This is a genomic window from Pseudorhodoferax sp. LjRoot39 (assembly GCF_964253035.1).
Taxonomy (GTDB): domain Bacteria; phylum Pseudomonadota; class Gammaproteobacteria; order Burkholderiales; family Burkholderiaceae_C; genus Pseudorhodoferax.
Genome location: NZ_CAXUQL020000001.1, coordinates 5,157,016 through 5,178,712, shown reverse-complemented (window position 1 = coordinate 5,178,712; position 21,697 = coordinate 5,157,016). Strand labels below are relative to the sequence as shown.

Here is a 21,697-nt window from a genome sequence, read left to right as displayed (position 1 = left end):
TGCCGCTGATCCGCGCGTGAAGCTCGTCATCGTGGCCGTGGGCCTGCGCGTGCCCGACTGGGCACAGACGGCCTACGACGACTACGCCAAGCGTTTTCCTGCCGAACTGCGCGTCGAGCTGCGCGCCGTCAAGACCGAGCCGCGCGGCTCGCGCACCGTGGCCCAGATGCAGGCCGCCGAGCGCGAGCGCATTGAGACCGCCATCGCCTCGGCCGTGGGCCGCAATGCGCGCGTGGTCGCGCTCGACGAACGCGGCAGCACGCTGACCACGCAGGCCCTGGCCACGCGGCTGACGACCTGGCAGCGCGAAGGCGACGGCGTGGCCCTCGTGATCGGCGGCCCCGACGGCCTGGAACCAGCCTTCCGCCAGGGCGCGCACGAGCGCATCCGCCTGTCGGACATGACGCTGCCGCACGCCATGGCGCGCGTGCTGCTGATCGAGCAGCTCTACCGCGCCTGGTCCATCAACGCCAACCATCCCTACCACCGCGAGTAGGCTCTCCCGGCATGCCCGATTTCGTCTACCTCGCCTCGCAGAGCCCGCGTCGGCGCCAGTTGCTCGACCAGATCGGCGTGCGCCATGCACTGCTGCTGGCCGAACCCGGCGAGGACGCCGAGGCGCTCGAAGCCGTGCGCGGCCGCGAGGCACCGGCGCGCTACGTGCAGCGCGTGACGGGCTTGAAGCTCGATGCCGCCGTGGCGCGTCATCGCGCGCGCGGCCTGCTTGACGCGCCCGTGCTCTGCGCCGACACCACGGTGGCGCTGGGCTCCACCATCCTCGGCAAGCCTGAAGACGCAGCCGATGCCGCCCGCATGCTGGCCGCGCTCTCGGGCCACACGCACCGCGTGCTGACGGCCGTGGCCGTGCAACACGGCGCTCAACGCCTACTGGCCCTGAGCGTGTCCGAGGTTTGTTTCGATGCGCTCACGCCGGCCCAGATCGCGGCCTACGTGGCCAGCGGCGAGCCGCTCGGCAAGGCTGGCGCCTATGCGGTGCAGGGCAGGGCGCAGACCTTCATCCGCACGCTGCGCGGCAGCTACACGGGCATCATGGGCCTGCCGCTGTTCGAGACCGCGCAACTGCTGCGCCAGGCCGGCATCGACTGCTGAGCGCCGCGCGCCGGACTTGTCCCGGCCGCCTGTGGATATCGTTGGGGACAGGCATGGGAGGGGCTGTACCAACGCCAGCATCCATGCGGCCTGCCACAGGATTGCCTGGTTTTTGGGCAGCCGGCGCGCTGTGGAAGATCAGGCTCTCGCACGCAGCACCTTGCCGAAATTCAGGGCGTTGAGTGTGTCCAGCGCCTGCTTGGTGTGGCGCATGGTGTCCACCGTGCCCTCGCCGTGCTCCCCGATCAGGTGGCCGATCTCCCCTTCGTGCCCGCGATCTCGACCAGGCTGCCGCGCACGCCGGGCTTGTGCGTTTGGAGGCCGTGGGCGCGACTACACTCGCGCCACACCAGACCGACCCAGAACAAGGAGCCGCCGTGACCACCGCCAAGCCTGCCCGCAAGTCCACCACCGCCAAGGCCAAAGCCGCCGCCCCTGCGCGCAAGGCCGCGGCCAAGCCCGCACAGGTCGAGGCCCTGCTGCCCAACATGACGCGCGACGCGCTGGGCGAAGTCACCGAGACGCTGGAATTCATGTGGTCGGCCACGCAGGCCGTGTTCGGCGAGAAGGCCCGGCCCGAGCACGCGATCTCGCTGCTGCCCTACGCGCTGGATGCGCTGGAAGTGCGCCGCCTGCTGGCCGAGGACATGGCCAAGCAGGCCAAGGCCGCCAAGTCCAAGTCCTGATCCACCCGCTGTCGATTCCGGCTCACGCCATGCGTCGTGGGTGCAGAGGGTCGTCCTCGGCTTGATCAGGAGTACCGCATGTTCGCTTCCTCCCACACCGTTCGCCTGCACCGCGTGCTGCGCGCGCCGCCCGAACGTGTCTACCGCGCTTTCGTCGACCCCGAGGCCATGGTCAAGTGGCTCCCGCCGCACGGCTTCACGGCCAAGGTGCACGCCATGGACGCGCGCGTGGGCGGCAGCCACCGCATGTCGTTCACGAACTTCACGACCGGCAGCAGCCACAGTTTCGGCGGCACCTACCTGGAGCTGGTGCCCGGCGAACTGCTGCGCTACACCGACCGCTTCGACGATCCCAACCTGCCCGGCGAGATGCAGGTCACGGTGCGCCTGACCCAGACCGTGGTCGGCACCGAGATGCATGTGGAGCAGCAGGGCATTCCTGCCGTGATCCCGGCCGCCGCCTGCATGCTGGGCTGGCAGGAGTCGCTGACGCTGCTGGCGCAGCTGGTCGAAGCCGAGATCCCCGACGGCGCATGACGCAGACCTTGCCGCGCCGTGGCCGGCGCTGACGCGGTGCAGGCCGCGCGCGTGCACGGCGGGCCGGATGCCACGGGCCCGGCCGCGCACGATTTCTCGACCAACGCCAACGCCTGCGGGCCATGCCCCGCGGCGCTGCAGGCCCTGCAGGCCACCGACCCCACGCGCTACCCCGACCCTGGCTACGGTGCGCTGCGCGAGCAGCTGGCTGCCTTCCACGGCGTCGCGCCGGCGCGCGTGCAGGTGGCGGCCAGTGCCAGCGAATTCATCATGCGCATCAGCGCCGCCGTGGCCCAGCCGGATGCCGCGGTGCGGGTGCCCGCCCACGCCTACGGCGACTACGCCTGGGCCGCGCAGGCGCAGCGGATGGCGGTGCACAGCACCGATGGCCCGGCCCGGCTGGTCTGGGCCTGCGAGCCGTCCTCGCCGCTGGGCCAGGCCCACGCCGACCTGGCAGCGCAGCTGCAGGCCTTGCCGCCGCGGGTGCCGCTGGTGCTGGACTGCGCCTACGCACCGCTGCGCCTGGCCGGCCAGGCCTCGCTCGACAGCGCGCAGCACCAGCAGGTCTGGCAGCTGTGGTCGCCCAACAAGGCCCTGGGGCTGACCGGCGTGCGCGCGGCCTACGCCATCGCGCCGTTGCAGGCCGACCCGCAGCTGCTGGCGCGGCTGACGCAGCTGGCGCCGTCCTGGCCGGTCGGATCGCACGGTGTGGCCATGCTGCAGGCCTGGACCGGCCGCGCCGCGCAGGACTGGCTGGCCGCCAGCCTGGCGCAGTTGCGCGCCTGGAAGACACTGCAGGTGGCACTGTGCACCGGCCTGGGCTGGCAGGTGCTGGCCAGCGACACGAACTTCTTCTGCGCGCGGCCGCCCGAGTCGGCGCGCCTGGCCGAGGACCTGGCCCGACTGCGCGCGCAGGGCGTGCAGCTGCGCGACTGCGCTTCCTTCGGCCTGGCCGGCCATGTGCGGCTGGCCGTGCTGGCGCCCATGCATCAGGATGCATTGGCGCAGGCCTGGCCGCGCCGCTGAGCGCGTACGATCCAGACCCGGACAACACGAACAACGAGGAGCCGCTGTGCGCACCGTCGCCGACACCCGGCTGCTGCGCGCGCGCTCCACAGCAAGGAACGCATGCAGCAGGACATCCTGATCAACTGGTCGCCGCAGGAGACGCGCGTGGCCGTCGTCGAACATGGGGCCGTGCAGGAGCTGCACCTGGAGCGCACGCTGGAGCGCGGCCTGGTCGGCAACGTCTACATGGGCAAGGTGGTGCGCGTGCTGCCCGGCATGCAGTCCACCTTCATCGACATCGGCCTGGACCGCGCCGCCTTCCTGCACGTGGCCGATCTGCTGCCCAGCGCCGCCGCCGTGCGCGGCGAGGGCGAGCCCAGCCAGCCCAGGCCCGGCGGCAACAGCCAGGTGCCGATCGAGCGCCAGGTGTTCGAGGGCCAGGCGCTCATGGTGCAGGTCGTCAAGGACCCGATCGGCACCAAGGGCGCGCGGCTGTCCACGCAGATCAGCATCGCCGGCCGGCTGCTGGTGTTCCTGCCGCAGGACGAGCACGTGGGCGTGTCGCAAAAGATCCCGGCCGCGCAGCGCGAAGACCTGCGCCGTCGCCTGCAGGCCCTCGTCGGCGACGCCGCCGGCGGTGGTGGTGGCGGCTTCATCCTGCGCACCAATGCCGAGGACGCCAGCGACACCGAACTCGCCGAGGACATCGCCTACCTGCGCAAGGCCTGGGCGCGCACCAAGGCCGCCGCGCTGAAGCTGCCGCCGGCCTCGCTGCTGCACCAGGACCTGGACCTGCTGCAGCGCGTGCTGCGCGACCTCGTGACCGAGGAGACGCAAAGCATCCGGCTCGATTCGCGCGAGCAGTTCGACAAGCTGCAGGCCTTCGGCCGCGAGTTCATGCCGGCGGCCACGCAAAAGCTGCAGCACTACAAGGGCGAGCGGCCGATCTTCGACCTGTTCTCCATCGACGACGAGGTCGCCAAGGCGCTGGGCCGGCGCGTGGACCTCAAGTCCGGCGGCTACCTGATCGTCGACCAGACCGAGGCCCTGACCACGGTGGACGTGAACACCGGTGGCTATGTCGGCGCGCGCAATTTCGACGACACCATCTTCAAGACCAACCTGGAGGCGGCCGGCGCCATCGCGCGCCAGCTGCGGCTGCGCAACCTGGGCGGCATCGTCATCGCCGACTTCATCGACATGGTGCGCGAGGAGCACCGCGCGGCCGTGCTGGCGGAACTGCGCAAGCAGCTGGGCCGCGACCGCGTGAAGACCACGGCCAGCGGCTTCTCGCCGCTGGGCCTGGTGGAGATGACGCGCAAGCGCACGCGCGAGTCGCTGGCCCACATGCTGTGCGAGCCCTGCGCGATCTGCCGCGGCACCGGCGCCGTGAAGACCGCGCGCAGCGTGACCTACGACATCCTGCGCGAGATCCTGCGCGAGGCGCGCCAGTTCAATCCGCGCGAGTTCCGCGTCGTGGCCTCGCCCAAGGTGGTGGAGCTGTTCCTGGACGAGGAAAGCCAGCACCTGGCCGGCCTGTCGGACTTCATCGGCAAGCCGATCTCGCTGCAGGCCGAAAGCGCGATGGGGCCGGAGCAGTACGACATCATCTTGCTTTGAGTCGGCAGGCCGCGGCCTGGCCGGCCTCGGCGCAGACGAGATCGCCGATTTCCGCCTTCTCCACTTCAAGGAATTCCCGCCATGTTCCACACCTTGCCCACGCCCCAGGCCCACCGCGCCACGGTGACCGACTGCGCACTGCACGACGAGGGTTCGTGCGCCATCGACGGGCTGGCCGCTGCCTGATGGCCGAGACCACCGCTCCCTACGGCGCCACCGCCGCGCATTCCCCCGCCGCGCGCAAGAGCGTGAACCTGCCGCGACTGGCCGACATGCAGGCACGCGGCGAGAAGATCGCGATGCTGACGGCCTACGACGCGACCTTCGCCGCCGTGGCCGACGCCGCCGGTGTGGACTGCCTGCTCGTCGGCGATTCCGTGGGCATGGTCTGCCAGGGCCTGCCCAACACGGTGGGCGTGAGCCTGGAGACGATGCGCCACCACACCGAGGGCGTGGCACGGGGCCTGCAGCGTGTGCAGGGCGCAGCCTTCCTGGTCGCCGACCTGCCGTTCGGCAGTTACCAGCAATCGCGCGAACAGGCACTGGCCAGCGCCACGGTGCTGATGCAGGCCGGCGCACAGATGGTCAAGCTCGAAGGCGGCGGCTGGACGACGGAGACCGTGCGCTTCCTGGTCGAACGCGGCATCCCCGTCTGCGCCCACCTGGGCCTGACGCCGCAAACCGTTCACGCACTGGGTGGCTACCGCGTCCAGGGCAAGGGGGACGCCGCCGCAGCGCTGCTGCGCGCACAGGCCCTGGCGCTGCAGGATGCCGGCGCCGCCTTGCTCGTGCTGGAGATGGTGCCGGCCGCACTGGCCGCCACGCTCACGCGCGAGCTGACCCGCTGCGCCACCATCGGCATCGGCGCGGGACGCGGCACCGCCGGCCAGGTGCTGGTGCTGCACGACATGCTGGGCATGCATCTGGCCAAGGCGCCCAGGTTCGTGCGCAACTTCATGGAGGGCAGCGGCGGCATCCAGGACGCCATCGCGGCCTACGTGCGCGCGGTGAAGGACGGCAGCTTTCCGGACGACGCCTTGCACGCCTGGTGACCACCAGGCCTGCCGGTGCGCGGGCCAGGCTGAGAGGGTGTATCTAAAATGATTTACCCGGCCAGCCTAGTTGCGAGCATACGCGCTTCTGCGAGCCAGACCCAGGCCACAGGCGCCCAGTTGGAGCGGTCATGGTGAGCGATCAGCCTGCGCGCACGCTCGTTCCATGCGTGGGTGCGCTCGACCACCCAGCGCTTGGCTTGCACGATGAAGCCCTTGGCTGGGGCCTCGGGCCACAGTTGCTGCTGCTCGACAACAAACGTGCCCGTCACGCGATTCGAAGGTCTGCGGACGATCTCTACGGCGATGCCATGCGTCTTCTCCAGGTCCATGGCGCACTGACCGCCGTAGGCCGAGTCTGCGTACAGCCTCTTGAGGCCCGTCACCTTGGCGCAGGCTTGGGCCACCACGGATGCGGCCCCGTCGCGATCCTGCACGCTGGCAGCCGTGACGGTCACAGCCAGCAGCAGCCCCAGCGTGTCGACCACCAAGTGGCGCTTGCGGCCCTTGACCTTTTTGCCGGCATCGAAGCCGGTGTCTGCGCCCTGCGGGGTGCTGCGCGTGCTTTGCGAATCGATGATGGCCGCCGTGGGTTCGGGTGCCTTGCCCACGCGGTCGCGCCACTGTTGGCGCAACCGGTCGTGCATGGCCTCGAAGGTGCCGGCGCGTGCCCAGCCGCGAAAGGCCGAGTACACCGCACGCCAAGGCGGAAAGTTGCCGGGCAGCAAGCGCCACGCGCAGCCGGTGCGCACGATGTACATGCAGGCGTTGGCAATGTCGCGGCGCGCGTGCGTGATCGGCTTGCCGCGCCCACCTTCGCGCTCAAACAGGTCATGCACGAGAGCCCACTCGGCATCGGTCAGGTCCGTGTTCATGCCGCCAGGCTTGGCTTGCCGGCGGTGCGCTGTCGTGTAGCCGTAGCGCTGCGGAGCCGAGCCCTGGACCGCCGCACGCGTGCTGGCGCCGCGAGGCGGGCGCACGCGCTTGACTCCCGCCTTCTTCAGCGCCTTGCGAATCGTCGCCGAGCAGACATCGATGCCCGTGTGGCGAACGAACTCGCGGGTGAGCTCATCCATCGACGACTGCGGCATGCGCAGCGCCAGCTCCACCAATGCGCGCAGGTCCTGCGCTTGCAGCAGTGCTGGCCTGCCGGGTTGCTTCTTGCTCGTCCCCGTGTCCACTCGTCACCTCCTGCGCTCCCAGAACCGAGAGGGCGCGCAGGGTATTTTAATTCAGATACACCCTCTGAGAAGCTGTGAACGAACCGCTCACGCCCACGCGAGGCCCCCAATGACGAACTTCTCACGTTGCGACCGCTGCTCCCAGGGCCTCGCCCTTTGGGCCGGGGCGCGCCAAGCCACATGCGGGCGTTGCAGTCCTTGCCCGGGCACGAGCCCGGGCGGCGGACTGCGCCTACGCCTGTGCCCCGGCGCACCCCGTCGTGGACGCGATCGGTTCATTCACAGCTTCTGAGGCCCCGAGGCTTCGGTCAGTGGCGGGGACGGGCCGCCGCTGGCCGCACGGCCTGGCGGGCCTTGAACTGTTTCCACAGGAAGCCGGCCACGGCCATCAGGATCATCTTGCGCATGGGGTGTTCCTCTCGGATCGGGTTGTGCGCCAGCTTGCGGCCGGCGTGTGGCACCCGCTGTAGGCAGGTGCGGCCAAGGCCTGTCGGCGGCGATCGCCCGTGCCGCCGCCCACGCGCGGACCAGCGTACGCCGAGGGCATTTTTCGATGCCGGTCGTGCCTTGGGGTACTGCGGTGTCCGGCGCGTGTGCGACGGCCAACTGGTCAGGCTGCACGTCTTCGTGCTCAAAAAGTGCGCGGACATCTCGGCGCTTGGGCGCTAGCGCGCCGGCCCGAAACCGAAGTAGGCCCCCTTGTCCGGGGCGGCCGCGCGCGCAGGCTCGGCAACCCGCGCCTCGTCAGGCGGGGCCGCGGGCGTTCGGGTGTCGGCGCGGGGCCCGATGTCCAGGTCGTCCACCCTCTGCTGCAGCGCCAGCAGCCCCTCGGCCATGGCGTGCCGGTAGCTGCGCTGGGCCGTGGCGGCCCGCTCCAGCGGCTGCCAGTCGTCGGCATGGCGCTCGGTGAGCACCCAGACGAAGCGGCCGCTGCGGGGCTCCTCGACGTGAACGGCGATGTGGCGCAAGGCGGGCATGGGCCGAGCGTATCGCCTCTGGTTGGCCCGCCGCAACGATCGGCCGCCTGCCTGACGGCGGTTGCCTGCGTCGGCCTACGCCGGGTTGGCGATCGGCGCCCACACTGCAGCTTTCCGCCCGCTCACACAAGGAAGGCCGCACATGGCAACTGGGTCGCGTACGCTCTGGAAAGGTGCCATCACCTTCGGTCTGGTCCACATCCCGGTGGGCCTGCACACGGCATCGTCCGAGCAGGGGGTGGACTTCGATTGGCTGGACAAGCGCTCCATGGACCCGGTGGGCTACAAGCGCATCAACAAGCGCACCGGCAAGGAGATCGCGAAGGAGAACATCGTCAAGGGCGTGCAGTACGAGGATGGCAAGTACGTCATCGTCAGCCCGGAGGAGATCGCCGCCGTGTTCCCCAAGACCACGCAGACGATCTCGATCGAGCGCTTCATCGACGCCGGCGCCATGCCCTTCATCTTCCTGGAGCGGCCCTACTACGTGGCGCCCCTGGCCAAGAGCGAGAAGGTCTACGCCCTGCTGCGCGAGGCCCTGGTCGACACCGGCAAGATCGCACTGGCCAAGGTGGTCATCGCCACCAAGCAGCACCTGGCCGCGCTCGTGCCTTCCGGACCCGCGCTCGTGCTGAACCTGCTGCGCTGGGGCGACGAGGTCAAGACGCTGGACGCGCTGGAGCTGCCGCCTGCCGGCCGCAAGAACATCAGCGCGGCAGAGATAAAGATGGCCAAGCAACTGGTGGCCGAGATGTCCGGCGACTGGGACCCGGAGGACTTCAAGGACGAGTTCCGCCACCAGGTCATGCAGCTGGTCGCCAAGAAGGTCAAGGCCGGCGACACCGAGACGGTGGTCCAGCCCGAGGAAACCGCCCCGCAGGCCGCCAACGTGCTCGACCTCACCGCGCTGCTGCAGCGCAGCCTCCAGGGCGGACGCAAGCCCCCCGCCAAGGCCGCCGCGAAGAAGCGCACGGCCAGGAAGGCGGCCGCCGGCAAGTCTGCGTCGCAGAAGAAGGCCGCCTGAGCACCTGGGCGCACCGTCCTGCGCCAGTGCGCACGCCCCTGTGCAGCATGAACCACGCTGGCCGCCGCCGGCAGCACTGCGGCCCGGCACGGACTTGAAGACGCGTGCGCAGCCCCTATCTCGCTCGGATCTGGTTGAACGGTCCGCTTGAAAGGAGGAAGCACATGGCCACCCAACAACCCGTTTCCACCGCTCAGCAGCCCGCCTGCATGCCGGCTCCGGGCGCCTGCGCCGACACGGTGCAGGAGCAGGCGATGTCCTACCGGGGCGTGGACATCCGCATCGCGGTGCAGCGCACGCCCGACTATGTGTTCGGGCGCGCTGACCTCGTGGCCGGCGACCATTACCTGGGCCGGCTGTCCATCGGCAATCCCCGGGCCACGCCATAGCAGATCCAGCAGCGGCTCGCCGCCCTGGCGCAGGCGCGGGTGGACATCGCCAAGGCCTTCCGCGGCCCGTCAGGGCCTTGACGAACCGCGCCCGAGCGGACACAGCGCTCGCAGGTGGCAGGCGTCCGTGCGCAGCGCTGCGCACGGACCCTGGACACGCCAACGGGCCTAGCAGCCCGTCGTGGTGCGGCTACTTGCCGTCCCGGTCCGAGTCGCCGGGCACGGCACGCTCGACCCGGTCGCTCAGGCGCTGCCAGGCGTCCCGCGTGGCATGGCGCGCGTTGTCCCATTCGAGGGACGAGCGCCCGCGCGATGCGGACCAGCCCGTGCCCAGCTCGGGCTCGACCTCGTCGAAGGAGCGGCCCGGGTACTTCTCGTACGCGCTGGCGCCGTACATGTAGGCCGGGCCGTACTGGTCGTAGTTGGAGCCCGCTGCATAAGGCCGGGAGTTGAAGTTGTCGCGCCAGTAGGTATCCTCGGCCACCGGGTCGACCTTCGCCGCCTTGCCCGCCAGGGCGCCGACGGCGGCACCGACAGCGGCGCCCACGGCCGCACCGACCGGTCCCGTCATGCCGCCGACGGCCGCGCCCGCCGCAGCGCCACCGGCCACACCACCCGTCACCGCACCGACTGCAGCCCCGGTGCCGACCTTGCTCTTTTCTTCCATCGCGATCTCCTGTTGAATGAGCCACCAAGGTAGGGCGTGCGCTTCCCGTGGGCTGCGGGAACGGGCGCCCTGCGCACGTCGTCCATCTCCTGCGTGCGCGTCAGCCGCGCAGGTGTTCGGCCATGCGCTCTTCATGTCGGCGACATCACAATCGCCGTCATGCGCCCTTGCGCGGTGCGACACCGCGGATCTGCGGCTCGCTGAGGCCTTCGGCTGCCTTGCTGCCTTCGCGCACCAGGCCGTACTGGCCGTGCTCGGCCTCGGGTGCGCCGCGCTCGGCCTGCACGCCGGTGCGCGCACCGTCGTCGGCTGCGTCCGGGAGCGTGCCTGCGCGTTCGCGGTCACGGGGTTGGTTGGTGGCCATGGGCTGTCCTTTCCGTTGGGGGGTGCCCACAGCCTAGGCAGGCTGGCGTGGCCGCGCTGTCACGCCGGCCCCCAAGCGCTTGTAGGAGAGCCGCCACCTGCAGGCGCCCGGTGGCCTGGCACCGGGCCGCCACCGCTGGCGCGCAGGCTAGGTGCCCGGCTCGGGCGGGCTGTTGCCGAGCCGGGCCCGGATCCGGTCGACGCAGACCACGAGGTCGGGGATCAGGGCCAGCGAATCCAGGACCAGCAGCAGCACCTCGCGGCTCAGCCGGCCGCCGTCGTACATCCTGAGCAGGGTGTCGAGCAGGTCGCTGGCCAGCGCGCGCATCTCGTCCGATGTGTCGGCCGAGGCGAGTGCACGCCGGCACTGCTCCAACTGCTCGCGGGTCACGTGTCGGTGCATGGTTCGGGGACGCGGGCTGCGTGTCGCGGGCCGGGGCCCGGGAGACGGTCTGGCGACTGTACGCGTACTTCCGTGCAACATGGCCATGCCCATGGTCCGGTCAGGTGCAATGCCTGGGCCGTACAGGCGGTGCCGGCGCCTACGCTGCCGCGGGGCCGCGCCGCAGCAGGTAGGTGTCCATGATCCAGCCCTGCGCCTGCCGTGCCGTCTCGCGCAGTTGGACGATGGGCTCGGCCACATCGGCCAGCGCGCCGTGGTGCAGCAACTGCTGCGGCAGCCCGAGGTAGGCGCCCCACCAGATCGACAGGCCGGCGGGGTCCAGGCTGCGGAAGGCGCAGCGCCCGTCCAGCAGCACGGCCACGGTGTCGGCACCGGCCGGCCAGCCGCCCGCCTCCAGCCGCCTTCCGGTGGTGATGGTGACCGGGCTGTTGATGGCGTTGAGCGGGATGGCGTGCGCGGCCGTCAGCGCCTGCAGCGCCGTGATGCCGGGCACGACGCTGGTGCGCAGCGCGATGCGGCGCGCCAGCCGCGCGGCGATGCGCAGCGTGCTGTCGTACAGCGAGGGGTCGCCCCAGACCAGCAGGGCCAGCCGGCCGCCGCCGGGCAGGTGCGCGGCGATGCTGGCCAGCCAGGCCTCGGCGATCGCGTCGTGCCAGCGTTCGACGGCGCCGGCGTAGTCGGTCGCCGCGCCCTCGCGCACCGGCATGTCGAAGAAAGCGATGCGCGTGCCCGCGGTGACGACGGCCGAGCAGATCGCCAGCCGCACGTCCGCCAGGTCGGCCTTGCCCTCGCCCTTGCGCGGGATCAGGATCAGGTCGGCCGCGTTCAGCGCACGCTCGCCTTGCCGCGTGATGTGGTCGGGATGGCCGGTGCCGATGCCGACCAGCGCCAGCTCGATCATCCTAGACTCGGCAGTTGGATGCGCCCGGGGGTGCCGTGATCGGCGAGCCAGGCAAGGCGCGACGACGCGGCGCACTTCTGTGCGCAAGGAGGAGCAACGCCGCATGGCGCGGCGAGCGCGGTGCCGGCGGGTGCATAGCGGCCTCACCCAGCAGGTAAAGGTCATCGAAGACACCAAGTCCAATGTTCATGCGGCTTTCCAAAAGGGCTGCGAGCGGTCAACTGCCGAATCTAGGATCATGCGTCGCCGCCCTGCGGAAAGCGCGGCGTGGCGCCGAGCGGGCGGTAGCGGCGGTCGTAGTCGGCCGCATAGAGCCGGCTGGTGCCGAAGTCCTCGGTGCCGAGGTTGGCGCCGACCAGGATCAGCGCGGTGCGGTCCATGGTGGGGCCCACGGCGGCCTCGATGCTGGCCAGCGTGCCGCGCAGCACCCGCTCGTCGGGCCAGCTCGCGCGCCAGACCACGGCCACCGGGCAGTCGGGCCCGTAGAACGGCAGCAGCTCGGCCACCACCTGGGCCAGCACGTGGATGGAGAGGTGGATCGCCAGCGTCGCGCCAGTGGCCGCAAAGCGGGCCAGCGCTTCGCCCTCGGGCATGGCCGAGGCACGCCCGGAGGTGCGCGTCAGCACCACCGACTGCGCGCGCCCGGGCAGGGTCAGCTCCTGCGCCAGTGTGGCGGCTGCCGCGGCGAAGGACGGCACGCCCGGCGTGACCGTGAACGGGATGCCGAGCGCGCGCAGCCGGCGCAACTGCTCGCCCATGGCCGACCAGACCGACAGGTCGCCCGAGTGCAGGCGTGCCACGTCCTGGCCGGCGGCGTGTGCGCCGCGGATGGCCTCGACGATCTCGTCGAGCGACAGCGGCGCGGTGTTGACCAGGCGCGCGCCCGGCGGGCAGAAGGCCAGCACGCCCTCGGGCACGAGCGAGCCCGCGTAGAGGCAGACCGGGCAGGCGGCGATCAGGTCGCGGCCGCGCAGGGTCAGCAGGTCGGGGGCGCCGGGGCCGGCGCCGATGAAGTGGACGGTCATGGTTCGCTGGGGTCGATGGGGTGGGGCAGGGCCGCGGCCAATGCCGCCGTGGCCTGCCGGTCGCTGGAAACGGCGCGCGGCGCGAGCAGCCGCGCGCCCGGCCCGGCGGCCGCGAGCGCGGCGGCTTCGGCCAGGCTGCGGCCGCCGTAGCGCGCGGGCGCGAAGGCACTGGGGGTGGCGGGCTGCACGGCCAGCAGGGGCAGCGGCACGCCGACCAGTGGCACGCGCAGTTCCGCGGCGAACTGGGCCAGTGCGGCGCAGTCCAGCTTGTCCTGCGCCGTGGCCACGGCGCGCAGCACGGGGCGGGCCGGCAGCGCGGCGCAGGCGGCACGCAGCGCATCGCGCAGCGAGGCCAGACCGGCGCCGGAATGCAGGCCCACGCCGAGCACGGTCACAGCTGCACGCTCCACTGCACGATGGGGCGTGACGGTGCCCAGCCGCGCAGGCGGCCCAGCGGCGCGGCCTGGGCGATGTCGATGCGCAGCAGCGTGCCGCCATGGCGCGTGTGCAGCTGCAGCAGCAGGGCCTCGGTCTCCAGCGTGACGGCATTGGCCACCAGGCGCGTCGCGGGGCTGGCGGCGCGCAGCGCCTCGAACAGGGCGAGGTCGAAGCCGCCGCCGACGAAGATGGCCTGCGCGGGCGCCAGCCCCGCCAGGGCCTGCGGCGCGCGGCCGTGGACCACCTGCAGGCGCTCGGCCACGCCGAAGCGCCCGGCATTCGCCTGCACGTTGGCCGCGCGCGCCGCGTGCTGCTCCACGGCACAGGCACGCCCGCCCGCCAGGCACCACTCGACCGCGACGGAGCCCGAACCGGCGCCGACATCCCACAGCAGTTCGCCGGGGCGGGGTGCCAGCGCCGCCAGCGTCAGCGCGCGCATGGGCGACTTGGTGATCTGCCCGTCGTGCGCGAAGGCTGCATCGGGCAGGCCGGCCGTGCGCGCCAGCCCCGCGGCGCCGGCCGGCTCCAGCGCCACGGCCACGGGCGCCGCGATGCCGGCCAGGTCGAAGCCTGCGGCGGTGGTCTGGCGCACGCGCTCGCGCGGGCCGCCCAGGGCCTGCAGCACCCACAGCGTGGAGCCGCCGAAGCCCTCTGCGCACAGCCATTGCGCGAACGCGCCCACGGCCTCGGCCGAGGCCAGCAGGCACAGCAGCCGCGCACCCGGATGCAGGTGCGCGCGCGCGACGGCGAAGGGCCTCGCATGCAGGCCCAGGCAGGTGGCTTCTTCGAGCCGCCAGCCCAGCCGCGCGGCGGCCAGCGAGAAGGTCGAAGGGGCCAGGTGCGCCGTCCACTCGTCGGGCGCGAGCTGCGCGGCCAGCGACCCGCCGGCGCCGAACCAGAACGGATCGCCCGAGGCCAGCACGGCCACGCGGCGCCCGCGCAGCGCCAGCACCGGTGCGAGGTCGAAGGGCTGCGGCCAGGCCTGTCCGCGCGTGCCAGCCTGCGCCAGCGCGAGGTGGCGCGGGCCGCCGAAGACGACCGTGGCCTGTTCCAGCGCCGTGCGGCCGGCACGGGACAATCCGGCCAACCCGTCTTCTCCGATGCCGATGATGTCCAGCCAGCGCTCAGCCACGCCCCGCCTCCTGCTCCTGGGCGGCACCACCGAAGCCCGCCAGCTCGCCGACGCCCTGGCCGCGGCCGGCGTGGACGCCGTCTACTCCTACGCCGGCCGTACCCTGGCACCTCGGGCCCAGCCGCTGCCCACGCGCGTGGGCGGCTTCGGCGGCGTGAGCGGGCTCAGCGCGTGGCTGCGCGCGCAGCGCATCACGCAGGTGGTGGATGCGACCCACCCTTTCGCGGCCCGCATCAGCGCCAACGCGGGCCAGGCCTGCGCCGCGCTGGGCATCCCCCTGCTGGCGCTGGAGCGGCCGGCCTGGGTGGCGCAGGCCGGTGACGACTGGCGCGAGGTGCCCGATGTCGCCGCCGCCGTGGCGGCCTTGCCGGCCGCGCCCACGTGCGTGTTCCTGGCCATCGGCCGGCAGACCCTGGACGCCTTCGCCCAGGCGCCGCAGCACCATTACCTGCTGCGGCTGGTGGACGCGCCGCTGCAGCCGCTGCCCCTGCCGCAGGCCACGCTGGTGCTGGACCGCGGGCCGTTCACGGTGGAGGGCGACCGGCAACTGATGCGCGCGCACGGCAGCACGCACGTGGTGGCCAAGAACGCGGGCGGCAGCGGCGCGCGCGCCAAGCTCGACGCCGCCCGCAGCCTGGGCCTGCCGGTGGTCCTGGTCCAGCGGCCGCAGCTGCCGCCCCGCACCCGTGTGGGCTCGGTGGCCGAAGCGATGGCCTGGCTGGCGGCTCACAGGGCCGCCCTCGGCGTGTAGACGAAGCGGCCGACGCGCCGCGTCGCGGCATTGCCCACCAGCACCACGGTGCGCATGTCGGCCATCTCGGGTGTCGCCTCGGCCAGCGTCACGGTGCGCAGCCGCTCCTCGGGCGTGCCGACGGCGCGCGCGAAGACGACCAGGCGCTCGGGTTCGCAGGTCTCGCGCAGCAGCGCGAGGATGCGCGCGAAGGTGTCGGGCCGGCTGGCCGAGCGCGGGTTGTAGAAGGCCATGGCGAAGTCCGCGCCGGCGGCGGCGCGCACGCGCGCGTCGATCGTCGTGGCCGGCTTGAGGTTGTCGCTGAGGTTGATCGCGCAGAAATCGTGCCCCAGCGGCGCGCCGGCCCGGGCGGCCGCGGCCAGCATGGCCGTGATGCCGGGCAGCACGCGGATGTCCAGTTGCTGCCACTGCGGCGCGGCCTCCAGCGCCTCGAACACCGCGGACGCCATCGCGAAGACGCCCGGGTCGCCCGAGGACACCACCACCACGCGCTGCCCGGCCGCGGCCATGGCCAGCGCGGCCTGTGCGCGCGCGATCTCCTGGCGGTTGTCCGAAGGGTGCAGGCGCAGCCCCGCGCGCGGCGCGACACGGGCCACGTAGGGGATGTAGCCGACCACGTCGGTGGCCTGGTCCAGCGCCTGCGTGACCTCGGGCGTCAGCATGCAGGGGTCGCCCGGCCCGAGACCGGCGATGCAGAGCCAGCCGGCGCTCACTCCAGCACCTCGGGGCGGCGGCCCCGGCCATGGACCAGCACGATGGCAAAGTAGGGGCAGTCCGCGCCGTCCACCTGGGCCAGCGGCACGATGCGCTCGCCGGGCATGGTGCCGCGCTCCACGAGCCAGGCCGCGTCGAGCCGGCCGGCGGCCTGCAGCGCGCGCCGCACGCGCGGCAGGTTGCGGCCGGTCTTCATGACCACCAGCGCATCGGCCGAGCGCATGTGGCGCTCCAGTTCGGCATCGGGCAGCGTGCCCATCAGCACCACCAGCACGTCGTCGCCCCAGGTGATGGGCACGTTGGTGGCGGACCAGCAGCCCACCATGCCAGGCATGCCCGGGATCACCTCGACCTGGGCGCGGCCCTGCAGCCGTGTGTGCAGGTGCATGAAGGAGCCGAAGAAGAAGGGGTCGCCCTCGCACAGCACCACCACATCCTGCTGCTGCGCCAGCGCCGCCAGGCGCGCGGCCCAGTCGTCGTAGAAGGCGGCCAGGCAGGCCTTGTAGGCGGGGCTGTCGAACGGCAGCTCGGTCGTGACCGGGTACTCCATCGCGTACTCCTGCACCGCGGGCGCCAGCATGCCTTCGACGATGCGCCGGGCCTGGCCGGGCCGGCCGCGCTTGCGGAAGTAGGCGACATGGCCGGCCGTGCGGATGGCGCGGTCGGCGCGCACGCTCATGAGTTCGGGGTCGCCGGGGCCCAGCCCGGCGCACAGGATGCGGCCCATCAGATTTCCTCGCGGCTGGCCAGCGCGTTGATGGCGGCCACCGTGATGGCCGAGCCGCCCAGGCGCCCGTCCACGACGATGGCGGGCACGGGCAGCGTGTCCATGAGCGCGGCCTTGGATTCGGCCGCGCCGACGAAGCCGACCGGGCAACCCACGATGGCCGCCGGCCGTGGACAGCGCGGGTCCTGCAGCAGGTTGAGCAGGTGGAACAGGGCGGTCGGCGCGTTGCCGATGGCCACCACGGCACCGGCCAGCAGCGGGCGCCACAGCTCCACCGCGGCAGCGCTGCGCGTCGTCCCGAGCCGGGCCGCGATGGCCGGCACCTCGGGGTCGTGCAGCGTGCAGACGATGCGGTTGCCGGCCGGCAGCCGCGTGCGCGTGATGCCTTCGCTGACCATGCGCGCATCGCACAGGATGGGCGCGCCGGCTTCGAGCGCGGCACGCGCGGCCTCGGCCGCGCCGGCGGAAAAGCGGATGTGGGGCGCGAGCTCGACCATGCCGGCGGCATGGACCATGCGCACGGCCACCATCTCCTCGGCGGGCGAGAAGCGCGCGAGCGCGGCTTCGGCGCGGATGATGGCGAACGAGGCGCGGTAGATGGCGGCGCCGTCGGCCTCAAAGCGGTGGGGTGTCGGTGGCCTCATGGGGCGGGGCGTCTTGTGTTGTCGTGGTGGTGCCCCATGCATGGGCGAGATGGGAAGCGAGTGCGTCGGCGCGCAGGGCGCGCCGGTCCGGTGGCGCCGAGGCCTTGCCATGGCGGACCAGGTCGTAGCCCGCGGGCGTGGCGACCAGCGTCACCGTGGGCTCGGCATGCGCGCAGCCCTTGCTGCAACCGGAGACATGCAGCAGGCCATGCGCGGGCACGAGGCGGGCCAGTGCGCGGGCCAGCGGGCGTGTCGGGCCCGCCGCCTGGCGGCAGCCCTCGGTGCCGCTGCAGGCCACGACGCGCAGCAGCGGGTCGGCCGGATCGGTCAGCAGCCCGGGCAGCGCCGACGCGCTGCGCGCGCCTTCGACCAGCAGCATGCGCCAGGGCGTGAGGCGCAGGTCGCCCTGTTCCGCCAGGTGGGCCAGGCTGTCGGCCTGCAGCTGTCCGAACGCGGCGGCCACCAGCCAGCCGCCCGGCGCCGGCCCCGGTTGCGGCCTGGTGCCGGTGCGTTGCGGCAAAGGGGCGGGTTGGAAGCCGGGCGGCGGCGCGGCAGCGGCGCCGCGGGCGAGCCAGTGCGCAAGTGCCATGGCAAGGGGCACGGCGTCGTGCGGCGTGGCGCGGGCCAGCAGCGGCACACGGTCGGCGCGCACGACGAGGCCCTGGCCGTCGCGCTCGATGCGGACGTGGGCGGGCGTGGCGCGCAGCGCGGGCGTGGTGCCGCAGTCCACCGCGAAGCCGAACTTGGCCGGCAGCGCCGGTGCGCCGGGCGCCGCCAGGGCCCGGGCGAGCGCCTCGGCAAGCGCCAGCGTGGCGTCGCCCGGCGCCCAGAAGGGCGTGACGACGATGTTGCGGCGCTGCTCCGCTGCGGCATCGGCGTCGACCAGGTCCAGTGCCTGCAAGCCTGCGAGCAGCTCCGGGTGGCTGGCCTGCGCCACGCCGCGCAGCTGCAGGTTGGCGCGGCGCGTGAGTTCGAGCGGGCCCCGGGCGTGCGCCGCGGCGAGCTGCGCGATGCCGGCGGCCTGCGCGCGCGTGAGCCGCCCCGCATGCGGCCGCACGCGCACGATCCAGCCATCGCCCGAGGCCATGGGCCGCAGCGCGCCGGGGCACCAGCCATGGACGGTGGGTGGGGGAGCGGCAGGTGCCGGTGCCGGCGTGGCCGAAGGCTTGCGCATCTGTCCTCTTGAACGGTACGGGCCGGGGCCCGGGGCTGCCGTGCGTGGCAAGAGGGGATGCGGTCGGATGGCTTCAGGTCGTGCGCAGCCATGGGACCTGCATCGCCCACCGCAACGCCAGCTCGGAACAACAGGCCGGTCTCCGGGCTTGCGAGTTCCGGGCGTCTGTCGCGACGCTCGACGCTGGCGGCAACCTTCCCAGGTGCACCGACCCAGTGGTTGTGTTTGCCGCTTGCTTCTCGCACACCGTTGCGGGGGCAGCGCCGGCATCGTGCGGGCCCGAAGGCGCGCACACCGGCTTCCCGTTTAACCCGACGCGCTTGTGTCGCCGGGCACCTGTTGCAGCGGCGGATGGTAGCAGCCCGGCCGCTCAGCCTGGGGCATCGGTGTCGTTCTTGCGCAGCCCGCGGATGTTCATGGCCGCCAGGCCCAGCTGCAGCGCGACCAGCGCCCAGCCACTGGTGTGCACGCCCCAGACCACCCACAGCACGTTGCTGAGCAGGAACACCCAGAAGCCATAAGCGCGCCGCTGTTCGGAGGCCGAGGCGACGAGCCAGGCGGCGGCGAGGGAGGCGGCCATGGCGGGCCACTGGAGGAGGTCGATGAGGTCCATGGTGGATGGCGCTGTGGGGGCAAAGTGGAGCAGCCACCCTAGCGCCGGCGCGCGGTGCCCGCATGTCGCGCAGAAGCCAGCCTGCAGGTAGGACGCCTGCCGACCCTGCGCCGCGGGCTGCCGGTGGCGGAGCGCCTGGATCTTCAGCACGGCCGAGGCGCGCGCGCTCGGCCTGGTGGGCGGCGTCGTGGATGGAGGCCTGCGGCTTGTAGCCCCGCCACGCGGGTCGGCCGGCCGGCGCCGACGCCGCTGCCAAAATCCCCCCGATGCACCAAGAGCCCGATTTCTTCCAGAACCTGCGCGCCGAGTTCTCCAGCTGGCGCCTGTGGCTCGACCGCGCGATCGTGCTGGGCTATGCAATCGCCGCCGGGCTCTTCGTCGTGGGTTTCACCGTGGCGGCCGAATGGGCCTTCGGCTGGTTCGAGCGCCTGCACCATGCCCAGCCCTGGGCCGTGCTGCTGTGGACGCCCGCGCTGACCGCCGGCATCGTCTGGGCCACGCGGCGCTGGTTTCCCGGCGCCGGCGGCTCGGGCATCCCGCAGATCAAGGCCGCGCTCGACCCCGCCGTGCTGCCCGGGCAGCGCGGCCTGTTCGCCTCGCTGCGCCTGACCCTGGCCAAGATCGGGCTGGGCGTCGCAGGCTTCGCGGCGGGCCTGTCGATCGGGCGCGAAGGCCCCTCGGTGCAGGTGGCCGCCGGCGTCATGCAGCACGCGCGGCGCTGGTTGTCGCCCGGCAGCCAGATCGACACGCGGGCACTGCTGATCGCCGGCGGCGCCGCCGGCATCGCGGCGGCCTTCAATGCGCCGCTGGCGGGCGTGGTGTTCGCCATCGAGGAGCTCTCGGGCCGGCTCGAGGCGCGTGCCAGCGGCCTCATCATCACGGGCATCGTGCTGGCCGGCCTGGTCGGCGTCTCGGCCTTCGGCAACACCAGCTACTTCGGCATCATCCGCGTGCCGGCGCTGGGCTGGGACCTGTTCGGGCCCGGCCTGCTGGTGGCGCTGGCCAGCGGCGTGGCGGGCGGCCTGTTCGCGCGTCTGATGATCGCCTCGCTGACCGGATCGCCGCAGCGCCTGAACCGGTGGCGCGCACGCTGGCCGGTGCGCTTCGCGGCCGCCGGCGGGCTGCTGGTGGCCGCCATCGGCCTGGCCACCGGCGGTGCCACCTTCGGTGCGGGTTCGGACGCCGTCAAGCAGATGCTGGCCGGCCACGACGAGCTGTCGCCGCTGTACACGCTGCTCAAGTTCATCGCCACCTGGCTCACGGCCTGGTGCGGCGTGCCGGGAGGCATCTTCGCGCCCTCGCTGTCCATCGGCGCGGGCATCGGCGACGGCATCGCGCAGCTGGCCGCGCCGGGGCTGGGGCCGGCGCTGATCGCCATGGGCATGACCGGCTTCCTGGCCGCCGTGACGCAGGCGCCGCTGACGGCCTTCATCATCGTGATGGAGATGGTGGACGGGCACTCCATGGTGCTGAGCCTCATGGCCACCGCCATGCTCGCGAGCCTGGTGTCGCGCATGCTCAGCCGGCCCCTGTACGCGACGCTGGCCGAGCACATGGTGGCAGCGGCTTCCCGCGCGAACGCGCCCAGGCCTTGAACCGCGCGCCCGGCCGCCGGGGCGTGCCGCTCAGCCCACAGCGGCGGCCGGCGCGCGGCGCGGCGACCGGGCCGGCTGGCCCTGCCGGGCCCAGCCGGCCTGCTCGATGAGCCGGCCCAGTTCGCGCACGGCCGGGTCGTGCTGGCCGGCTGCGTCCTCGCTGTAGACCAGCGTGAAGTCCAGCATGGGCAGTGGCGGCAGACCGTCCTTGGTGTCGAGCACCCGCATGCCCGGACGCAGGTTGTCGCGCGTGAACGGGGCCACCGCCAGGCCGCTCAGCGCGACCGCGCGCAGGTCGTGCAGGCTGTGCGAGCTGAAGGCCGCATGCCAGGCGATGCCGGCCTGGTTCAGCGCGTCCATGGCGATCTGGCGGCACACGCAGGGCGGCGGCGAGTAGGCCAGCGGCAGCGAGTCCGCGCGCGACCAGGCGAAGCCTTCGGCCGCGGCCCAGACCATGGGCTCGCGCTGCAGCAGCCGGCCCGCTGCCGCGCCCGGCTGCGCCACCACGACGGCCAGGTCGAGCTCGCGCTCGCGCACCATGCTGGCCAGGTCCAGCGTGAGGCCCACGCTGACCTCCAGCCGCACCTTGGGGCAGCTGCGCGCGAACTGGCGCAGCAGCTGCGGCAGGCCTTCGCGCATGAAGCTCTCGGGCACGCCAAAGCGCACCGTGCCCTCGATCGGCGAGCAGCGGAAATGCCGCGCCAGCGCCTCCTGCGCCTGCAGGATGCGCTGCGCCAGGCGCAGGAAGTCCTCGCCGTCGGCCGTCAGGCGCAGGCTGCGCGTGGTGCGCAGGAACAGCGGGCGGCCCACGAGTTCCTCCAGCCGCCGGATCTGGTGGCTGACCGCCGACTGCGTGAGGTGCAACTGCTCGGCCGCGCGCGTGAACCCCTGGGCCGCGTGCACGGCGATGAAGGCCTGCAGCAGGCCGGTGTCGTAGCTCATGGCTGCGAGATTAATGAATCTCGG

26 protein-coding genes and 1 riboswitch are annotated in these 21,697 nt (G+C 72.6%); of the genes, 11 read left to right on the top strand and 15 right to left on the bottom strand.

The genetic code is table 11. From position 1 onward, the window contains the following. Positions 1-16 precede the first annotated feature (16 nt). The 7 genes from rlmH to panB all read left to right on the top strand — a co-directional run bounded on the left by rlmH (position 17) and on the right by panB (position 6,013). Complete coding sequence (rlmH, locus tag ACSQ4M_RS24105; protein WP_436191937.1) at positions 17-496, top strand: 23S rRNA (pseudouridine(1915)-N(3))-methyltransferase RlmH; 480 nt, start codon at positions 17-19, stop codon at positions 494-496. Positions 497-507: 11 nt separating this feature from the next. Further along, positions 508-1,110 (top strand): Maf family protein, encoded by a 603-nt coding sequence (locus tag ACSQ4M_RS24100; RefSeq protein ID WP_436191936.1) that lies wholly within the window; start codon positions 508-510, stop codon positions 1,108-1,110. Between the two features lie 377 nt (positions 1,111-1,487). Next, positions 1,488-1,796, top strand: coding sequence for a hypothetical protein (locus ACSQ4M_RS24095; RefSeq protein WP_436191935.1), 309 nt, complete (start codon positions 1,488-1,490; stop codon positions 1,794-1,796). Positions 1,797-1,874: 78 nt separating this feature from the next. Beyond that, positions 1,875-2,333 (top strand): SRPBCC family protein, encoded by a 459-nt coding sequence (locus ACSQ4M_RS24090; RefSeq protein ID WP_436191934.1) that lies wholly within the window; start codon positions 1,875-1,877, stop codon positions 2,331-2,333. 18 nt (positions 2,334-2,351) lie between these two features. After that, a complete protein-coding gene (locus ACSQ4M_RS24085; RefSeq protein WP_436191933.1) occupies positions 2,352-3,359 on the top strand; it encodes an aminotransferase class I/II-fold pyridoxal phosphate-dependent enzyme in 1,008 nt (335 codons plus the stop codon). A 102-nt stretch (positions 3,360-3,461) separates the two neighbouring features. Beyond that, complete coding sequence (rng, locus tag ACSQ4M_RS24080; RefSeq protein ID WP_436191932.1) at positions 3,462-4,961, top strand: ribonuclease G; 1,500 nt, start codon at positions 3,462-3,464, stop codon at positions 4,959-4,961. A gap of 185 nt (positions 4,962-5,146) precedes the next feature. Further along, positions 5,147-6,013, top strand: coding sequence for a 3-methyl-2-oxobutanoate hydroxymethyltransferase (gene panB, locus ACSQ4M_RS24075; RefSeq protein ID WP_436191931.1), 867 nt, complete (start codon positions 5,147-5,149; stop codon positions 6,011-6,013). A gap of 53 nt (positions 6,014-6,066) precedes the next feature. On the opposite strand, the gene ACSQ4M_RS24070 is transcribed toward panB, so the two are convergent. Then, positions 6,067-7,194 (bottom strand): IS5 family transposase, encoded by a 1,128-nt coding sequence (locus ACSQ4M_RS24070; RefSeq protein ID WP_436189547.1) that lies wholly within the window; start codon positions 7,192-7,194, stop codon positions 6,067-6,069. 665 nt (positions 7,195-7,859) lie between these two features. Next, complete coding sequence (locus ACSQ4M_RS24065; RefSeq protein ID WP_436191930.1) at positions 7,860-8,171, bottom strand: hypothetical protein; 312 nt, start codon at positions 8,169-8,171, stop codon at positions 7,860-7,862. A 142-nt stretch (positions 8,172-8,313) separates the two neighbouring features. Between ACSQ4M_RS24065 and ACSQ4M_RS24060 the strand changes: the two genes are divergently transcribed. Next, positions 8,314-9,195 carry a Ku protein gene (locus tag ACSQ4M_RS24060; protein ID WP_436191929.1) on the top strand — a complete coding sequence of 294 codons (882 nt, stop codon included), beginning with the start codon at positions 8,314-8,316 and terminating at the stop codon, positions 9,193-9,195. Between the two features lie 164 nt (positions 9,196-9,359). Beyond that, positions 9,360-9,584, top strand: a complete 225-nt coding sequence (locus tag ACSQ4M_RS24055) for a hypothetical protein (RefSeq protein WP_436191928.1) — start codon at positions 9,360-9,362, stop codon at positions 9,582-9,584. A gap of 190 nt (positions 9,585-9,774) precedes the next feature. Here ACSQ4M_RS24055 and ACSQ4M_RS24050 read toward each other — a convergent pair whose 3' ends face one another. The 7 genes from ACSQ4M_RS24050 to cbiE form a co-directional block, all read right to left on the bottom strand. Further along, a complete protein-coding gene (locus ACSQ4M_RS24050) occupies positions 9,775-10,251 on the bottom strand; it encodes a hypothetical protein (RefSeq protein WP_436191927.1) in 477 nt (158 codons plus the stop codon). Between the two features lie 157 nt (positions 10,252-10,408). Continuing rightward, complete coding sequence (locus ACSQ4M_RS24045) at positions 10,409-10,615, bottom strand: hypothetical protein (protein ID WP_436191926.1); 207 nt, start codon at positions 10,613-10,615, stop codon at positions 10,409-10,411. A 147-nt stretch (positions 10,616-10,762) separates the two neighbouring features. After that, on the bottom strand, positions 10,763-11,017 hold the full coding sequence (locus tag ACSQ4M_RS24040; RefSeq protein ID WP_436191925.1) for a hypothetical protein: 255 nt from the start codon (positions 11,015-11,017) through the stop codon (positions 10,763-10,765). Positions 11,018-11,156: 139 nt separating this feature from the next. Next, complete coding sequence (gene cobF, locus ACSQ4M_RS24035; protein ID WP_436191924.1) at positions 11,157-11,918, bottom strand: precorrin-6A synthase (deacetylating); 762 nt, start codon at positions 11,916-11,918, stop codon at positions 11,157-11,159. A gap of 236 nt (positions 11,919-12,154) precedes the next feature. Continuing rightward, positions 12,155-12,943: a precorrin-4 C(11)-methyltransferase gene (gene cobM, locus ACSQ4M_RS24030; protein ID WP_436191923.1), complete on the bottom strand. Its 789-nt coding sequence runs from the start codon at positions 12,941-12,943 to the stop codon at positions 12,155-12,157. Further along, positions 12,940-13,338 carry a cobalamin biosynthesis protein gene (locus ACSQ4M_RS24025; RefSeq protein ID WP_436191922.1) on the bottom strand — a complete coding sequence of 133 codons (399 nt, stop codon included), beginning with the start codon at positions 13,336-13,338 and terminating at the stop codon, positions 12,940-12,942. The genes cobM and ACSQ4M_RS24025 overlap by 4 nt, the downstream gene beginning before the upstream one ends. Next, positions 13,335-14,513, bottom strand: coding sequence for a precorrin-6y C5,15-methyltransferase (decarboxylating) subunit CbiE (cbiE, locus tag ACSQ4M_RS24020; protein ID WP_436191921.1), 1,179 nt, complete (start codon positions 14,511-14,513; stop codon positions 13,335-13,337). The genes ACSQ4M_RS24025 and cbiE overlap by 4 nt, the downstream gene beginning before the upstream one ends. Here cbiE and ACSQ4M_RS24015 point away from each other — a divergent pair. Further along, a complete protein-coding gene (locus ACSQ4M_RS24015; protein WP_436191920.1) occupies positions 14,482-15,264 on the top strand; it encodes a cobalt-precorrin-6A reductase in 783 nt (260 codons plus the stop codon). The two genes, cbiE and ACSQ4M_RS24015, sit on opposite strands and share 32 nt — an antisense overlap. Here the strand turns inward: ACSQ4M_RS24015 and cobJ are convergent. From cobJ to ACSQ4M_RS23990, 5 genes are all read right to left on the bottom strand, one after another. After that, positions 15,240-15,977 carry a precorrin-3B C(17)-methyltransferase gene (gene cobJ, locus ACSQ4M_RS24010; RefSeq protein WP_436191919.1) on the bottom strand — a complete coding sequence of 246 codons (738 nt, stop codon included), beginning with the start codon at positions 15,975-15,977 and terminating at the stop codon, positions 15,240-15,242. The genes ACSQ4M_RS24015 and cobJ overlap by 25 nt on opposite strands. Next, positions 15,974-16,705: a precorrin-2 C(20)-methyltransferase gene (locus ACSQ4M_RS24005; protein WP_436191918.1), complete on the bottom strand. Its 732-nt coding sequence runs from the start codon at positions 16,703-16,705 to the stop codon at positions 15,974-15,976. The genes cobJ and ACSQ4M_RS24005 overlap by 4 nt, the downstream gene beginning before the upstream one ends. After that, the gene (locus ACSQ4M_RS24000; protein ID WP_436191917.1) at positions 16,705-17,349 is read right to left on the bottom strand and encodes a precorrin-8X methylmutase; all 645 of its coding nucleotides are present in this window, start codon (positions 17,347-17,349) and stop codon (positions 16,705-16,707) included. The genes ACSQ4M_RS24005 and ACSQ4M_RS24000 overlap by 1 nt, the downstream gene beginning before the upstream one ends. Further along, on the bottom strand, positions 17,321-18,523 hold the full coding sequence (locus ACSQ4M_RS23995) for a precorrin-3B synthase (RefSeq protein WP_436191916.1): 1,203 nt from the start codon (positions 18,521-18,523) through the stop codon (positions 17,321-17,323). Before ACSQ4M_RS23995 ends, ACSQ4M_RS24000 begins: the two co-directional genes overlap by 29 nt. Positions 18,524-18,639: 116 nt before the next feature. Beyond that, positions 18,640-18,878: riboswitch (cobalamin riboswitch) on the bottom strand. 15 nt (positions 18,879-18,893) lie between these two features. Next, positions 18,894-19,136: a hypothetical protein gene (locus tag ACSQ4M_RS23990; protein ID WP_436191915.1), complete on the bottom strand. Its 243-nt coding sequence runs from the start codon at positions 19,134-19,136 to the stop codon at positions 18,894-18,896. Positions 19,137-19,402: 266 nt separating this feature from the next. Here ACSQ4M_RS23990 and ACSQ4M_RS23985 point away from each other — a divergent pair, with 266 nt between their 5' ends. After that, a complete protein-coding gene (locus ACSQ4M_RS23985) occupies positions 19,403-20,731 on the top strand; it encodes a chloride channel protein (protein ID WP_436191914.1) in 1,329 nt (442 codons plus the stop codon). Positions 20,732-20,761: 30 nt separating this feature from the next. Here ACSQ4M_RS23985 and ACSQ4M_RS23980 read toward each other — a convergent pair whose 3' ends face one another. Then, positions 20,762-21,673 (bottom strand): LysR substrate-binding domain-containing protein, encoded by a 912-nt coding sequence (locus ACSQ4M_RS23980; RefSeq protein WP_436191913.1) that lies wholly within the window; start codon positions 21,671-21,673, stop codon positions 20,762-20,764. Between the last annotated feature and the right edge of the window lie 24 nt (positions 21,674-21,697).

What these genes read in the sequence shown, in the direction of transcription:
- ACSQ4M_RS24055 (WP_436191928.1), top strand. Translation starts at nt 9,360, where the DNA reads ATGGCCACCCAACAACCCGTTTCCACCGCTCAGCAGCCCGCCTGCATG.
- rng (WP_436191932.1), top strand. Translation starts at nt 3,462, where the DNA reads ATGCAGCAGGACATCCTGATCAACTGGTCGCCGCAGGAGACGCGCGTG.
- ACSQ4M_RS24090 (WP_436191934.1), top strand. Translation starts at nt 1,875, where the DNA reads ATGTTCGCTTCCTCCCACACCGTTCGCCTGCACCGCGTGCTGCGCGCG.
- ACSQ4M_RS24060 (WP_436191929.1), top strand. Translation starts at nt 8,314, where the DNA reads ATGGCAACTGGGTCGCGTACGCTCTGGAAAGGTGCCATCACCTTCGGT.
- ACSQ4M_RS23990 (WP_436191915.1), bottom strand. Translation starts at nt 19,136, where the DNA reads ATGGACCTCATCGACCTCCTCCAGTGGCCCGCCATGGCCGCCTCCCTC.
- ACSQ4M_RS24015 (WP_436191920.1), top strand. Translation starts at nt 14,482, where the DNA reads ATGCCGATGATGTCCAGCCAGCGCTCAGCCACGCCCCGCCTCCTGCTC.
- ACSQ4M_RS24040 (WP_436191925.1), bottom strand. Translation starts at nt 11,017, where the DNA reads ATGCACCGACACGTGACCCGCGAGCAGTTGGAGCAGTGCCGGCGTGCA.
- ACSQ4M_RS23980 (WP_436191913.1), bottom strand. Translation starts at nt 21,673, where the DNA reads ATGAGCTACGACACCGGCCTGCTGCAGGCCTTCATCGCCGTGCACGCG.
- cobM (WP_436191923.1), bottom strand. Translation starts at nt 12,943, where the DNA reads ATGACCGTCCACTTCATCGGCGCCGGCCCCGGCGCCCCCGACCTGCTG.
- panB (WP_436191931.1), top strand. Translation starts at nt 5,147, where the DNA reads ATGGCCGAGACCACCGCTCCCTACGGCGCCACCGCCGCGCATTCCCCC.
- ACSQ4M_RS24000 (WP_436191917.1), bottom strand. Translation starts at nt 17,349, where the DNA reads ATGAGGCCACCGACACCCCACCGCTTTGAGGCCGACGGCGCCGCCATC.
- cobF (WP_436191924.1), bottom strand. Translation starts at nt 11,918, where the DNA reads ATGATCGAGCTGGCGCTGGTCGGCATCGGCACCGGCCATCCCGACCAC.
- ACSQ4M_RS24100 (WP_436191936.1), top strand. Translation starts at nt 508, where the DNA reads ATGCCCGATTTCGTCTACCTCGCCTCGCAGAGCCCGCGTCGGCGCCAG.
- ACSQ4M_RS24065 (WP_436191930.1), bottom strand. Translation starts at nt 8,171, where the DNA reads ATGCCCGCCTTGCGCCACATCGCCGTTCACGTCGAGGAGCCCCGCAGC.
- ACSQ4M_RS24005 (WP_436191918.1), bottom strand. Translation starts at nt 16,705, where the DNA reads ATGGGCCGCATCCTGTGCGCCGGGCTGGGCCCCGGCGACCCCGAACTC.
- ACSQ4M_RS23995 (WP_436191916.1), bottom strand. Translation starts at nt 18,523, where the DNA reads ATGCGCAAGCCTTCGGCCACGCCGGCACCGGCACCTGCCGCTCCCCCA.
- ACSQ4M_RS23985 (WP_436191914.1), top strand. Translation starts at nt 19,403, where the DNA reads ATGCACCAAGAGCCCGATTTCTTCCAGAACCTGCGCGCCGAGTTCTCC.
- ACSQ4M_RS24050 (WP_436191927.1), bottom strand. Translation starts at nt 10,251, where the DNA reads ATGGAAGAAAAGAGCAAGGTCGGCACCGGGGCTGCAGTCGGTGCGGTG.
- ACSQ4M_RS24045 (WP_436191926.1), bottom strand. Translation starts at nt 10,615, where the DNA reads ATGGCCACCAACCAACCCCGTGACCGCGAACGCGCAGGCACGCTCCCG.